The 14,166-nt window shown below is 70.1% G+C and carries 14 protein-coding genes; 1 reads left to right on the forward strand and 13 read right to left on the reverse strand.

The features are described 5' to 3' along the window. Window positions 1-58: 58 nt before the first annotated feature. The 13 genes from QMF80_RS08355 to QMF80_RS08410 all read right to left on the reverse strand — a co-directional run bounded on the left by QMF80_RS08355 (window position 59) and on the right by QMF80_RS08410 (window position 12,632). Window positions 59-1,450 carry a DUF3560 domain-containing protein gene (locus QMF80_RS08355; protein ID WP_283451074.1) on the reverse strand — a complete coding sequence of 464 codons (1,392 nt, stop codon included), beginning with the start codon at window positions 1,448-1,450 and terminating at the stop codon, window positions 59-61. Window positions 1,451-1,812: 362 nt separating this feature from the next. Beyond that, a complete protein-coding gene (locus QMF80_RS08360; RefSeq protein ID WP_283451076.1) occupies window positions 1,813-2,235 on the reverse strand; it encodes a DUF6409 family protein in 423 nt (140 codons plus the stop codon). Window positions 2,236-2,354: 119 nt separating this feature from the next. Further along, window positions 2,355-3,245, reverse strand: a complete 891-nt coding sequence (locus QMF80_RS08365) for a hypothetical protein (protein ID WP_283451078.1) — start codon at window positions 3,243-3,245, stop codon at window positions 2,355-2,357. Window positions 3,246-3,372: 127 nt separating this feature from the next. Continuing rightward, complete coding sequence (locus tag QMF80_RS08370) at window positions 3,373-3,732, reverse strand: hypothetical protein (RefSeq protein WP_283451080.1); 360 nt, start codon at window positions 3,730-3,732, stop codon at window positions 3,373-3,375. Window positions 3,733-3,798: 66 nt separating this feature from the next. After that, window positions 3,799-4,431, reverse strand: a complete 633-nt coding sequence (locus QMF80_RS08375; RefSeq protein ID WP_283451082.1) for a hypothetical protein — start codon at window positions 4,429-4,431, stop codon at window positions 3,799-3,801. Window positions 4,432-4,922: 491 nt separating this feature from the next. Continuing rightward, window positions 4,923-5,132, reverse strand: a complete 210-nt coding sequence (locus QMF80_RS38255) for a DUF8825 domain-containing protein (RefSeq protein ID WP_502962803.1) — start codon at window positions 5,130-5,132, stop codon at window positions 4,923-4,925. A 759-nt stretch (window positions 5,133-5,891) separates the two neighbouring features. After that, the gene (locus QMF80_RS08380) at window positions 5,892-7,001 is read right to left on the reverse strand and encodes a hypothetical protein (RefSeq protein ID WP_283451083.1); all 1,110 of its coding nucleotides are present in this window, start codon (window positions 6,999-7,001) and stop codon (window positions 5,892-5,894) included. 375 nt (window positions 7,002-7,376) lie between these two features. Beyond that, the gene (locus QMF80_RS08385; protein ID WP_283451085.1) at window positions 7,377-8,594 is read right to left on the reverse strand and encodes a hypothetical protein; all 1,218 of its coding nucleotides are present in this window, start codon (window positions 8,592-8,594) and stop codon (window positions 7,377-7,379) included. Window positions 8,595-8,730: 136 nt separating this feature from the next. Further along, window positions 8,731-9,153: a hypothetical protein gene (locus tag QMF80_RS08390; protein WP_283451087.1), complete on the reverse strand. Its 423-nt coding sequence runs from the start codon at window positions 9,151-9,153 to the stop codon at window positions 8,731-8,733. Between the two features lie 66 nt (window positions 9,154-9,219). Next, window positions 9,220-10,995, reverse strand: coding sequence for a ParB N-terminal domain-containing protein (locus QMF80_RS08395; protein ID WP_283451088.1), 1,776 nt, complete (start codon window positions 10,993-10,995; stop codon window positions 9,220-9,222). Window positions 10,996-11,089: 94 nt separating this feature from the next. Then, window positions 11,090-11,587 (reverse strand): DUF6197 family protein, encoded by a 498-nt coding sequence (locus QMF80_RS08400; RefSeq protein ID WP_283451090.1) that lies wholly within the window; start codon window positions 11,585-11,587, stop codon window positions 11,090-11,092. Then, a complete protein-coding gene (locus tag QMF80_RS08405; RefSeq protein ID WP_283451092.1) occupies window positions 11,584-11,826 on the reverse strand; it encodes a hypothetical protein in 243 nt (80 codons plus the stop codon). The genes QMF80_RS08400 and QMF80_RS08405 overlap by 4 nt, the downstream gene beginning before the upstream one ends. A gap of 68 nt (window positions 11,827-11,894) precedes the next feature. Beyond that, window positions 11,895-12,632, reverse strand: coding sequence for a DUF2786 domain-containing protein (locus QMF80_RS08410; RefSeq protein WP_283451094.1), 738 nt, complete (start codon window positions 12,630-12,632; stop codon window positions 11,895-11,897). A gap of 540 nt (window positions 12,633-13,172) precedes the next feature. Between QMF80_RS08410 and QMF80_RS08415 the strand changes: the two genes are divergently transcribed. Next, window positions 13,173-13,622: a hypothetical protein gene (locus QMF80_RS08415; protein ID WP_283451096.1), complete on the forward strand. Its 450-nt coding sequence runs from the start codon at window positions 13,173-13,175 to the stop codon at window positions 13,620-13,622. Window positions 13,623-14,166 lie beyond the last annotated feature (544 nt).

Below are 14,166 nucleotides of genomic sequence, written 5' to 3' on the forward strand. Positions count from 1 at the left end.
CTGGTGAAAGAGGGGCCCGCCCCGGCGCGCTCGGCCGCCGGGGCGGGCGGGGGCGTGGTTACGCGGCCTCGGCGGGGGCCTGCGCGGCGGCGGTCCATTCACGGCGCGGGGTGACGCCCAGGTCCGAAAGGACCGGGTCGAGACTTCCGTTGTCAGGCGTCCATTCCCAGTCGGCACCTTCGACGCCTGGCCGGTCGGTCCAGGTGAGCATGTACGAGCGTCCGGAGGTACGGGGGTCGCCGCACACGGCCTGTGCCTCGCGGCGGGTCATCGCCCACAAGGCACGCTTGCGGGAGCGGCGGGAGTTCTTCGAGGCGATCAGCACCAGCGCCATGCCGTCCTGCCAGTTCGCACCTGCGGCGGGCACCGCCACCGGGGTCGGCTTCTCCGCCGGTACCGGCTCCTCGGTCGGCGTGGACTGCTCAGCCTGCTCCTGCTGTTCGGCGGCCTCTGCCTGGGGCGGCTGCATCTCGTCGGCGCTCTTGCGCCCGGACACGTCGTCGTAGGGGGCGGTCCAAGTCCAGTCGTCGTGCTGGTTGCCGGTGGCGCGCACGATGCGCTTGCCGGTGCCGTTGTGGATGTGCGGGATCGTCACCGACTTCGGGTTGACGCGCAGGACCTCGTACCAGGTGCCCCGGTAGAGCACGAAGTCCCCACGCTTGAAGTCCGCCTTCGACCAGACCTTGAAGCCCCTGGCTTCGGCGTCCTTGATGACCGCCTCCCAGTGCTCGATCTCCTCGGTTAGCTCCTGGTGCTCGATCTCCAGCTCCGGGTCCGCCGGGCTGCGGGAGAACCCCTTGGCGGACTCACCCCGCTGCCACTTCTCGACCGCACGGAGATCGGCCCTCAGCTTGTCGAGACGGCGGAGAGTACGACCGGGGTCCTTGCGGAACCGCTCGTAGTTGGCGGCGGCTTCCTCGCGGTTGGCCCAGTGCTGGGCGCGGTCGCGCTCGCTGATGCTCTTGCGCATCGCGTTGTCCATCCGTGCGTGATCACGGCGAGCGCGGCCCTCGGAATGGTGACCGACGAGGGTGGGCTGACCGAAGGCGAACCGCTCGGATATCTCGTGGCTCGACTTCCACGCGGCCTCGGAGGTCCGGGCGGCAGTGTCGGCGTATCCGCCGAACCTCTCCGCCCGGCCTTCAGCCTTCTCCTCCCGCTCCTCCTCGGCCTCGCTGAAGCTGCGGCGGTCGGCGTTGTCGATGGTCAGTGTGACCTCGAAGCCTGCGCCTCGGAGTCGCTGCGCGAGGAGTTCGAGCGAGGGGGTGTAGGTGGCGTGGTCGCGGCTGTGGGGGAGGTACCAGCAGTCAAGGTTCCTGCTCCAGCGGAAGGGCTGGCGCTGGGTGCGGCCGTACTCGCGGAGTCGCAGGATCTCGGCCGATCCGTCGCCCCGGCTGGTCCCCTCGATCAGGGTTCCTGCTCGGCGGGTGTGGGTGATCTCGATAGTCACTGAACTGGTCTTTTCTGGTGAGAGTTTGTGGTCCGGCCGCAGGGCGGACCGTGCGTTGGCAGCGGCGCTGCACCACCGGCGCGGGCCGTGAGGGACGATCGGCTCGCGGGTCGTCGCGCCTGCGCGGCGACAGGGGCTGCCGCGCCCCCGCGGGGCGCGTCCGCTGCGGTCCGGTGCCCGTCGTCGGTCGGCGGAGCCGCCTGCGGCGGAGTCGGCCGGCGGCGGAGTCGGCCGGCGGCGGAGTCGGCCGGCGGCGGTGAACGCACCGGACCTGTCCTGCCGCCCCGAAGGGGTGTCCGCTGGGGTGCTGGGGCCCTGCCGGTCCGGGGGTGTTGCCCTCCCCCGGACCGGCAGGGCCTTGGTCAGCTGCGGTGGAGCGTGTGCCGGGCGGCCGGGTCGGCGTCGGCCAGTCCGGTCCGCTCGCGCCATGCCTGGCGGACGGCGGCGCGGAGCGCCTCCCCGTCGTCGTAAGCGAACCGTCCCCGACGCAGGTTGCGGACGATGTCGCGGAAAGTGTCCTGGTGCATCGTGGTCAGCGTGTCGTCAAGCGGGGTCAGCTCGTGGGGGAACATCGCCTGGACGCTGTCGCCCGGCTGCGGGGCACCGAGGGTGAAGAACCAGACGACCGCCATCGTGGCCTCGTCGGCGAACTCCGGCCCGCCGAATGGACCGACGACGACGGCGGGGCGGGTGTCGAGCTGGTGGCCCCGGAACCAGGGCCCGCCGATCACGAGCGTCGCGGTGGGGAAGTCCTGCACGGTCGGCTTCGGTGCGGTGGTGAGCATGTCGTGTCCTGTCTGGTGAGAGATCCCGCCGGGGCCGTTTGGCCCCGGCGGCGGTGCCGGTCGGGGGGTTGCCCTCCCCCTTCCGACACCATTAATTAAACCATGTTCTTGGGTCTGGGTCAACCCGTCACGGCAAGTTCGCGGCGGTGCTCGGCGGCCGTCGTGACGGCGCGGGCGATGGCGCGGCCGGTCTCGATGGCCCGGACGGCGGACTCGTGCACCGGGGGCTTCTTGTCCTGGGTGATGATGCCCGCGAGCGGCGGCATGACGGCGGGGCCCGGGGCGATTCCGAGGATGAGCGCGGCGACGTGGGCGGCTGAGGCGACTTCGGCGGCGTGCTGGCCGGGAAGGGGGGCGTCCACCTCGGGGATGCGTCGCCACGCGTGGCCGTACAGCAGGATGCGGACGGCGTTGTCGGGGGCATCCTGGGTGAAGTCGAACCCTCCGGCCTGCTCCGGGTCCTCGTGGTACTGGTCGCGGTACTGGTTCACCAGGACATCGCGGATGACCTCGGCGGCGAACGGGGCTGCGGCGGGCGGCTCGTAGGCGTCGCCGTCCGTCTGGCTGATGTCGAAGACCGGTCCGGCCTTGAAGCCGGAGACCTTGCGCCCCTGGCTCTCGGCGGCCTCGCCTGCGGCCTCTCGCTGCCCGCCGTCAGGGGCTGCGGCCGTGGCCTCCTGGGCATCCTCGGTCCGGCGCTTGATCGGCGTCCAGATACGGAGGGAGGTGGACCCCTTGGCCGGGAAGCGTCCCACCTTTCGCCAGTCTCCGGAGCTGAGTACGTGGGTCGCGTTCGGGCACTGGGCGGCGATGGCGATGCAGTTGGTGGGGCTGCGGTCGTCGCGGTCCGGGTGGGTCAGGTTCGCGGCCGTGCGCATGACGGCGGCCCAGAATTCCTCGCTGCCGACCATCGCGCCGTACGCGCGGTCCATGACGGCTTCGAGTTCGCCGCGCATCTTGGCGGAGTAGGCCCGGCGCTCTTCGTCGGTCATCTTCGGCTTACGGGGCATGTCGCGGTCCTCCTGGTGAGAGATCGGCGTCCGGGGCCGGCTGACCCTCGGGGGTGTCGGCCGGGGGGTTGCCCTCCCCCTTCCGACACCACTAATTAAACCATGTTCTTGGGTGATCGGCAACCCCTTAAATCCAGTACAACCCTGCTTCGTTGCTCACGGCGCGGTATGCGGCTATGACCTCGTCCTCTATTCGCGTCCAGCGGTCGAGGATATCGGGGGCGGTCTTCTTGTCGCTGGCCGCGCGCGTGGCCCTGCGCCATTCAATGGCAATTTTGAGTGTGCGGAGTTGGGAGCGGGTCAGTTCCCATCGGCCGGAATCCGGGAGTTGATCGCCGTAGGCCATTGCTACAGCGTTGTTGATGTGCTCGGTACCGGACCAAACATTATGTGCGGCTTGGAGAGCAAGGGCGCGCTTGAGGGTGCACCGAAGGTGCGGGGCCTGGACGATCCATTGCGGTTCGATGGTGAATATGTCGGCGCTCATCACGGGGCCTTTTTCCTGTGGGGGGGGCGCGCTACGGGAGCGCGCCGCCGGGATTCATGGGGGCGCTTAGAGGGCGTATCCGTCGACGTATTCGCCGTACTCGTCTTCGGAGGTCTGGACGCTGGGGAGAAAGCGACTCACCGCGAATACAACGGCGTCGGCGATAGTCCGGGGCACATCGTTGAGTACAAGGCTCACCGCATCGCCGTCGAGCCCGATACGGACTTCTCCTGGCTCAAGATTCATGTAGACAAAGGCCGTTGTACCGTCGATGCGGGTTCGCGCTCCGGGAAGTCGCTCGGAGAGGTCGCGTGCGGCTTCCTCGACGTCCCGGCGCATCTCGGCCTGTGCGCGGTTGTGCTCCTTCACTCGCTCGTGAACGTCACGGTGCGCGGGGATGAGGTCGGCGGCGATCCGGGCCGCGATGTCCGCCGGGTCCTCGGTCATGGCGACTCGGACGGTGTCGCGCTCGCCCCTGCGGAACGGGTAGTCGGTGGCGGGGAACGCGCCTCGGATGTGCAGGTGGCCAGGGTCATCGAACCGCTCGGAGAGGTGGAGCTGTCGGCCGTCCAGGTGGGTGAAGGTGGCGGCGTGGTCCAGCTCCTTGACGCCGTGGCGTGCGGGCTGCGGTCGCCAGTTCCCGCCGAGTTCGAGCGCGATCGGGTGGGCCAGCTCCGCGACGGTCAGCGGCATGTTCATCCCTTGTCTCCTGGTGAGAGAGGTTGTCGGCGGCCGGTCGGCCTGCCGCGTGCCGGTCGGGGGTTGCCCTCCCCTTCCGACATCACTAATTAAACCACGTTCTTAGGGTTGGGTCAACCCAGACATAGGCCCTGACCTGCCCTTTTCCCGTTCCGCCGACCCGCACCCGCTCGGCCGGGCCCGGCCACAACGGGCCTGGGCGGGGTTCCCTCCTCGGTCGGACAGCTCCGCCGTATCAGGGTTCCGGGCGCGGTGTCCTGGCTCGCGTAGCGACCGCGCAGCGGCTCGGCCTGGACGCCGCGCCCGGGTTCCTGATACGCCCCCTGGGTGTCCGGCCGAGGAGGGAACCCCGCCTTCACCACCCGCACCACAACGCTCCCGCACCCGACCGACCAGCCCCCACCCCCTCCGAGGAGGACCCGCCGGAGGCAGCCTTTCGCTCTGGCCGGCACCCAACCAACCCGTCGCAGGTGTTCCGGAGTCGGGGCAGTTCAGGGGGTGGATCGGTCGTGGCGTGCGCCATGCAGTGCCGCCCACCCTGCCGACCGCCGCCCTTGCCAGTGCGGATGGAACAGCACGGTCGCTGACAGGTGGATCAGCCTTCTGCGCAGCGCTGTGCACGGGCGCACGGCGAGCTGCTGATAGGTGGCGCGCCACTCGTCCTGGGCTCGGTCGAGATCGGGGGGAGTCGTCCGTCGCATATCCAAATTCAATCATGTGTTCGATTTTACAGTCACCTCGATCTTCGAGAGACGCACATCCGGAAGGCTTGTCCTCTGTCAGGTGCTCTTGACCGTTTGCCAGGTGAGTTCGACGGGGGCGGCAGCACTTGCGTCGCGCCCGCTGGGCTGCGCTCTTTGAGAGCCAGAAGGCGACGTCGCGTGGTGATCAACAGTGACTGCGGTGACCTTTTGCGATCTTGCGCTGTTAGCAGGCCGAGCAGGAGCCGACGCCGTTCAACGGAATGACAAGATGGGGGATCTCATGATGATCAACCGCACCACCTGGCGGTTTGCTGCACGGGCCGCAGCCGCTGGCGCTCTGGCCGTCGGAATGCTGACCGTAGGTGTCGCCAGCGCCCAGGCCGAGGCTGACCCGCTTGGGTGCCAGGTGGGAACAGGCACTACCGTGCCTGACCTCAGTCCGAACCTGGCCAACCCGTCGGCGGTGGACGTTGAGAGGGCCATCCTGGCCTGGCTCAACGATGTGTGCACCGTCGACTCCTCCCTTGGAGCACCCCGACGGTAAGTTCACCGCTCTCGAAACCGGGATCGCTTAACAGGCCAGGAGATCGGCCGGGGAGACCTCGAAGAACAGTGAGCGCGGGCCCGCCAAGCAGACGCCGACCTGTAGGCGCACCCCCCGGCCGGTCAAACCCACCTGGCAAACGGTCAAGAACACCTGGCAGAGGACAAGGTTGAGCGGCACCCGGTCGGCTTGCCGACCGGCGCCCTCCGCGGTCACCACAAGGCGCCCTGCACGGCGGTGTGCCGGTGCAGGGACAGGACGATCCGGACGGCCGGGCGCGCGGCGGGGCCGGCTGCCGGGCGCGGGGTGTCCGTGCCGGGGCAGTAGCCGCCCTCGTCCTCCCAGCCATCGACGGCGTCGCGCTCGGCGCGGGCCTGCTGTTCGGTGAGCAGGAGCGGCTTCCGGTATAGCTTCCGCGCGCTGGAATCGAGGGGCGGGAGTACGCGGGCGGCGGACTTCTGGTCGTCTCGGCGCTTGTGGCGTCGCCGGACTCGGGCGAACCGTGACTCGTAGGCGGCTCGATCGCTGTTGTGGAGCCCGGCCGGATGGAGGCGAGCCAGTGCAAGGGCGGCTTGACCCATCGGAGTCGGTGTCAGTACGCGGGTGCCGTCCTCCTGGGGGACGACGACAAGGTAGCGCGCGGCGAACAGGGCCTCGGTCCGCTCGCGACTGATCCGCCGGCCACCGTTCCACACGCCGTGCCGTGCTGCCTGCCGGGCTTGCCCGTCTCGCCAGTACAAGCGTCCGGACTCGGCGGCCTCCAGCACCCGGACGTGTCCGGCCGTCCATCCGAGTTCGGCGACGTGGCCCTCCGCGAGATACCGGTTCCTCGCCGCCTGGTCGCGGTTCTCCTGGTCCATGCCGGTGACCGCGCGTTCCTCGGCCTCCCGCTCGGCTTCCTCCCGGCGGCGTTCGGTCTCCCGCTCGGCATACTCGGTCGCCGTCAACTTCCGCTCAAGCTCGGCCCGCAGGTCGGTTCCCGTCGTCTCGACTCCGACAGCCGACTGGGCCCGAACGGCATGGTCGACGGCTTCACGGGCGCAGTACAGCAGAGCACTGTTCGGCATGGTGGGGTCGTCGGCGTACTCCTCGGCGCGGTCAGCCCACTTCTCGGCCGCGACGGCTTCTTTGTGGGCCGCGTGCATGACCGCCTCCAGACGGGCGGCGGCACCGGCTCGGCTGCGGCACACAGCGATCATGGCCTCGTCGGCTGCCGTGACGGCGAGGAGCGCGGCCTGCCGGGCGACCTGGAGACAGGTCTGCGGAGACGGGTCTCCTACCGGGGCGACCTGACGTTGGATGGCGCACGCGGTCTCGGGCATGGGGTGTTCCTCGGGGTCTCGGTGGTGCAGTCGGCAGCGGACGGTGCCTCCGTCGGGGAGGTGCCGCCCGTGGTCGCGCGGAGCGCGACGGAAGTGCTGTCGTGCCCGCAGGGCACGCCCGTTTCGGCCCGGCGTCCGGACGGGCCGGGAGGGCCGCCCGCGGCCCGGACGGCTCGGCCGGCTGCGAGCCGGGCCAGGCTGAGCCGTCCCGGAGGGACGCCCTTCGTACGGGGCCGGTGAGCGGGGCCGGCCGCCGACGCGGGCGGGCCCGGACGGTGGTGGGCGGAGCGTGGGGTGGGCGGCTCGATGCCGTCCACCCCACGGCCCGGCGGCCGGGGCCCGGCCGGGCGGTGCCTCCCGCCCTGCCGGGTCCTGCTACGCGGCGACCGGTTCGCGTGCGGCGACGCGGCACCGGGTGAGTACGGTCTGTGCGGTCTCGCCGTAGATGCTGTGGTCCTTGACCGTGCCGGTCAGCTCGACCTCGTCGCCCTGGTCGGGAACGTCGGCGGCGGAGCTGAACCAGACGAACACGTTGCCGCTCGGGTCCTGGAACTTCACCAGTCGGCGGCGCTGGGTCTGGTAGCCGTACGTCCGGCCCTCCAGCTCGATCACGGTGGTGACGGTGGCGTTCGTGGTGATGCGCTCGCCCACGGTGCCCTGCGGCTTGCTGTTCTGGGCGGCCCGCTCGGTGGCCTCCTTCTCCTGGTCGCGGTACCAACCCGCGATGGAGGAAACGAGCGTCGGCAGGTGACGCGGGTCAACGGTCTCGCCCTTCGCCAACTGGCCCACCTTGTGGCGGTAGTCAGAGAGGCTGCCGTATCCCTGGGCGGCCCATGCCCGGACGGCGGCGGCGGTGGTCGGCGCGTCGGGGTCGGCGTCGATGGCGGCCCGCCACTCCATCGGGGCCTTGCGGTCGAAGAAATACGCCTCGACGCCGTCGGCGGTCGGCTGGGTGTTCTTCCACTGCTCGGACCGGCTGTAGAAGCGGCCTTCGGCCTTCACGATGGCGGCGGTCACCCGCAGGACCTCGATCACCGGGACGCGGAGATCGGCCGGGATGCCGCCCTCTTCGCCGTCCCAGTCGGAGTCCTTCAGCGTGCCGAACCTCCACAGGGCCTCCAGGCCCTTGATCGGCAGACCGGTGTACGGCTCGACGCATGTGGTGCCCAACTGCCGCATCTCGCCGTTCTCGTGCCGGGCGAGATAGGTGGCGGTGCGGTGGCGGGCAACGGCGCACCCGTGGCAGAAGTTCTCGATGGCGCGGTACTGGCGGGCGGCCTCGGCGTCCTGCTCGGGCAGACCGGGGAACAGGCTGGTGATCGTCTCGCCCTCCGCGTCGTGGTCCAGGCGGGCAATGACGGTCCAGCCCTGGTGACGGGGGATGTCACCGGAGATCGTCACGGTGACGGTGGGGCGCTTACCGATCAGACGGCCGTCGATGTCGTGGTAGTCGGCCAGGAACGGCGCGGAGATGTCGAGCGTGTACGCGCTGAGGTGGTGGACGGCGGCGCGGGCATTGGTCGCCTCGACAAGCTGACGGACGCGGGACTGGGCCGTGGCGGGGATGGAAAACCGCATGGCTGCGCTGGTCATCGGGGGTGCTCCTGCTGGTGAGAGAGGAATCGCGGGCCCGGCCGGGCGGGTTGCCCTCCGCGTGCGGCCGGGGTCGGGCCGGATGGCGGCCCGTGGTGTCGGAGGGGGTGTTGCCCTCCCCCTCCGACACCATTAATTAAACCATGTTTTTGGGTGTGGGGCAAGCATCCCGGCCGGGGATGTCGAGTGCGGCGCGGTCGCGCAGGAACGCGGCGAACAGGGCGGCGGTGTAGCTGTCGGCGGTGCCGTACGTACGGCGGCAGTCCAGCGCTCCGATGCGCTCGCCCCGATGGCGGACCGGGAACGGCTGGCCGGGGGCCGGGATGGCGAGCGCGTACAGTCCGCGCGGAGTGTCCACGCGCAGGACGACGGCGGCGGCCTGGTGGTCGTAGGCGACAGACCAGCGGGCGGGCCCGATACCGAACTCCGCGAGACCGGACGCGATGGCGCGGGCCTGCATGATGTCGGCGGTGGTGCCGGGGTCGGGCTCGGCGGGGGCGGGGACGCATCCGCAACCGTGGTCGTCGGCGTGGGTCTCGAACAGAGCTGTACGGGTCACTGTGGGGCTCCTGGAGTGGCCGGGGGCGGGCGGGTTCCCGCCCCCGGCATCGGGCTGCTGAGGTGATTAGGCGGCGGCTTCGTCGTCGCTGGCCGGTTCGTCGCCTTCCTCGGCCTCCGGCTCGCTCGCCTCCTCGTCGGTGCCGGGCTCCTGCTCGGTCTCCGGCTCACTGCCCGACGTGATCGCGGCGCGGGCCTTCTTCTTCGACGGGTCGTAAGGCTCCTCGTCCACGACCGACTGCTCAATGGGCGTGAGCGGGTACCCGAGGGACGCGAGCACCTGGAACCACCGACCGGTGGGCTTCCGCGTCCACGGGGCGTGCTGGCTGTCCGTCCGCCACGCCGACCGGTTCGCGCACTTCTCCCGGACGGCCGCGATGGCGGCGAACTGGAGCTGAGGGGCCCGGCGCGGGTCCTTGGCGACGTGCCCGGCGAAACTGCCCCGATCCTTGGCCTGCTCGGTGTTCAGGCCCAGGAATCCGGCCAGGATCTCGGTGGTGCCCTCCTTGTTCAGATCGTCGGAGATTCCCCAACTGCCGTTCAAAAGAGCGTTATTGACGTGACCGATCAGGGTGTTGGTGGTGTTCTTCGGGAGGTTCCGCCGCTTGATCAGGTCCGTGATCCACTTCCGGCGCAGGGCCTCGGCCGCGTCCCAATCGATGTTCCCCTTCTTGACGGCGGCGCGGGCGGCGCGCTCGGCCTCCTTGTCGGCGGCGGTCATCGTGCCGCCGCTGGCGCTGGCCCCCTCGGGCACCGTGTGCCCGTACAGACCGGGGGCGGAGCAGTAAGGCTCGTACCGGTCCCCCCGCCGCTCATCGAACACCCACACAAGCCCCTTGCACTCGGCGTGCTCCTCGGTGCTGATGCCGCGCAGTCGCCACACGGGCGTGGCCCGCTCGGACAGCTCCTCGGCGTCCCTGATCTTGTGCCCGGCCGTCTCCAGCTCCGCGCGGTGCGCCTCCGCCTTGACCCGCTTGTCGCGCTTGGTCCGCTCGATAGCGATGGCCCAGTCAACGTCTCCCTCGTCGGCGTCATCCTCGGCGGCGGCCTCGGTGATCGCGGCGAGTGCTTCGGCGTCGTCGGCGAACTCCGAGAGCGCGGCCAGGTGCTCGAAAGTCCACTCGTAGCTGCCCGCGCCGCTGACGGCGGCGCTCAACTTCTCGTCAGACCTGACCTTGACCAGCGTCTTGACGTCCTTCTGCCGAACACCTGCGGCCTTGGCGATGCGGCCGACCTGTGCGCCCGCCTCGGCGGCGCTGAACATGGCCTGGTTCATCTCGGACGGGCTGAGGCTCTTACGGTGCTGGGCGGTCGTGATCATGTCGAGGAACTGCCCGGCCGCGTCGCGGTCGTCGTCCTCCCACTCGTACGGCAGGTGGGTGAGACCCGCGTCCGTCGCTGCGTGGTAGCGGCGGTTTCCGTCGTTGACCTGGAGGACTCCGCCGTCGAGCCGCTGGATCTTGACGGGGATGCGGCACCCCTCGGCGCGGAGCGATTCCACGAACGGCGCGTTCAGGTCGAGGTCTTCGCGGGCGTTCTTCGGGTGCGGGGTGAGCGCGTCGATCCGGATGACGGGGCGGGGGGTGACCGGCACGGTCTCCAGCCCTGCGGCGACGGCGGCGGCCAGTCGCTGGAACCCGTCGATGATCTGCGGCACGTCGCCGTGGGTGCGGACGACGTACAGCGGCTCCACGACGCCGTTGTCCTTCACGTCGGCCAGCAGTTCAGCCGGGGCCTCGATGTCGCGGACGTTGCCGGGGTGCGCGGCAAGTTCGGCGACCGTGAGGGTCGGCCACGGGGCAGGGGCAGCCTGGACGCCGGCCTGGGTCTTGGTGTTCGTCATCGGTCCTTCTTCTTCCTGGTGAGAGTTCTTCGGGCCGTTCGGCCCGGTGACGGTGTCGGCCGGAGGGTTGCCCTCCCCCTTCCGACACCATTAATTAAACCACGTTCTTAAGAGTGGGGCAACCAGGGATGCTGTGATCGCCGTCACTCGCGTGCAGGGCTGCGGCGGCGCGGATCATCGCGGCGGCCTCGGCGGTGGTTCGCTCGGGCTCGTCCCCCCAGCACCACAGCAGGGTGCGCCGGTAGGCGTCCTCCGCGAGCTTCAGCTTTCGCCACCGGACGCCGGACACGGGGCGGCCGTTGATGTGGTTGCTGAGCACCACAAGGGAGTCGAACAGGGCGCGTTGGAAGACGTGCCACGGCTCACCGCGTACGGACCAGCGGGGCCGGGCGGAGCGTACGCCGCGCTCCCACGCGTGCAGCACGGTGCACGGGGCGGTGTCGCCCATTCGGCCGGGCTGCCAGAGGTGGTCACCCTGGTAGAGCCCGACGCGTTCGATGTGTTCGGCGGCGGCCGTGAGGATGCGGGCGGGGGTGGCGTGCGGCTTCCGGGACGGCATCGTGTCCTCCTGGCGGTGGTCGGTGGTGGTCAAGTGGTGGCGTGCTGGGTGGACTTGGCCGTGATGGTGCACTCGACGCAGTGACACGGCGTCTGCCACTGCCACCCGGCCGCGCAGATGATCGAGTAGGCGAGGGCGGCGGCTTCGCTGATCCGGCCGGTGCCGGGCTCCTTCGGCGTCGCGGCGGCCCACGTGTAGGGGAAGCTGTAGGTCTGGAAGTAGTGGCGGCCGTTCTCGTCGACCTTGTGGAATCGGGCCCATTCCATGTACATGCGTGGCTCCTCGACGCTTCGAGCGGGGGGCCGGGGCGGCGGGCTGCCGCCCCGGCCGGGATGGGCGGTCAGGCTGCGAGCGCTCCGGCGGTCTGGGCACCGATGCGGCGGGTGCCTCCGATGTCGGCGCGGTTGCCTGCGGCGGCCCCGTCGCCGTACCCACTGCCGCTGTACGAGCCGCGCGAAGTCCGGACGTGCGGGTGCTCCTTGTGGTAGGCGGCCTCCACCATCGCGTCGCGGTCGGCCAGCACGAGTTCACCGCTGCGGCCCGTGGCCGACGTCTCACCACTGGCGGCGGCGCGGGCTGCCTGCTCGATCGCCTTGAGCCGTTCTATGACGCGCTCGATGAACCCGATGGTCCACGAGTTGCGCCAGGCTCGCGCACTCCGGACGCCGTACGGGACAACCTGCGCGTTGAGCCCGCCGAGCATCTGAATCAAGAGAGAGGTGTAAAGGACCTCGGCGCGCTGGATGTCGGACTCGTGGCCGACGATGTGAACCCGGCGCACGTTTCCCCGCACACCCATGTGCACGGCCTTGCAGCCGACGTTCTGAGCGATGAAGCAGATGAGGCGGACGCGGGACATGGACCACGGGTTGGGGAGGTCGACGTACTTCGCGGTGACCGCGTCCCGCGACGGCTGCCCGTCGCTCAGCATGGCCTCTTCGACGCCGTACTTCGCCATCATCTCGAACGCCCTCTTCCGGGCAAGATCGGCCTCAGACTCGGGCGTACGGGGGTCCTCCGCCGTAGCGAGCAGAGCGCGGATGGTGTCGAGCTTTCCCGGGGCCTTCGTGGTGCTCACGTTCGTTCTCCTGGTGAGAGAGGTTGTCGGCGGCCGGTCGGCCTGCCGTGTGCCGGTCGGGGGTTGCCCTCCCCTTCCGACATCACTAATTAAACCACGTTCTAGGGATTGGGTCAACCCGGACACAGGCCCTGACCTGCCCTTTTCCCGTTCCGCCGACCCGCACCCGCTCGGCCGGGCCCGGCCACAACGGGCCTGGGCGGGGTTCCCTCCTCGGTCGGACAGCTCCGCCGTATCAGGGTTCCGGGCGCGGTGTCCTGGCTCGCGTAGCGACCGCGCAGCGGCTCGGCCTGGACGCCGCGCCCGGGTTCCTGATACGCCCCCTGGGTGTCCGGCCGAGGAGGGAACCCCGCCTTCACCACCCGCACCACAACGCTCCCGCACCCGACCGACCAGCCCCCACCCCCTCCGAGGAGGACCCGCCGGAGGCAGCCTTTCGCTCTGGCCGGCACCCAACCAACCCGTGGTTCGAGATGTCCGCGGACCTGTGCCTACGGTGCGCGCGACGAGCACTGATTTCGAACAGGACTGGGGGCACGGGTGAGCACCACTTCGGCAGGACCGGTGAGCGCGGCGGACTTGCGGCGACGGGTTCGCGCTGCTGAAGCGCTGAAGGCGAAGACGCGGGAGATGGCAGCTACGAACGCGCTGAGCGCGCGTGAGGCCGCGGTGAACGCAGCCAAGGCGAAGGAGGAGGCCGACGCCACGGCTCGGGAAGCTACTGCTGTAGTTCTGCGGCTGTTCGGCAACGATGCCGAGTTGGTCTCGGAACTGCTGGGCGTGCCGGCGGAGGAGCTGGAACGCGAGGCGAAGCCTGTTACCGCGGCTCGTGCGAAGGAGATCATCGAATCGCTGCGGGCCCGTGCCGAGCGCCCCCGCCCCACCCGGGCCCGGAAGCCTCGGGCCGATGCGGCGGAAGCGGCTTCTTCGGCCTCGGGCATCCCGGCCCCGGTCGGCACAGCGGACGGTAGCCGGGCTGATGCCTCCTGAGAACGACCTCGGGCCCGGACTCTTCCCGCTCGCGGCGGTGAACGAGTCCGGGCCCGTTCACGTTGATGAGCAACTTGCCCTCATCGGTGAGCCAACGCCCGTGCGCATACCGGCTGTTGAGTGGTCGGTCTGGCTTGCCAACGAGTCCGTTCAAGCCCGGTACTGGGCAAAGGTCTACCGAACAAGGTCAACCGAGGACTGCTGGTTCTTCTTCGGCGGGATCTCAAGCACCGGCCACGCCAGCTTCAGGGCCGCCTCGCGGCCGGGCAGGACGCGACGCGGCACGGTGCCGGGCCACCTCTACGGGTACCAGCTCGCGCACGGTGTCATCCCTCGACTCGGCTGGGGAACCGACAGCCCGACCGTCTGCCACACCTGTGACAACCACTCCTGTCAGCAGCCGACTCACCTGCGGATGGGCACGGCGGCGGAGAACCGAGCCGAATGGCTGGCCCGCCGCAGAGACCCGGGAAGTCCCCTCGCCGACCTTCGCGGCCCGGCCGGACGCTCCCGTGCCATTGGTGCCGCTATCCGGGCCGGCAAG

It is taken from the genome of Streptomyces sp. G-G2, assembly GCF_030063135.1.
Classification (GTDB): Bacteria; Actinomycetota; Actinomycetes; order Streptomycetales; family Streptomycetaceae; genus Streptomyces.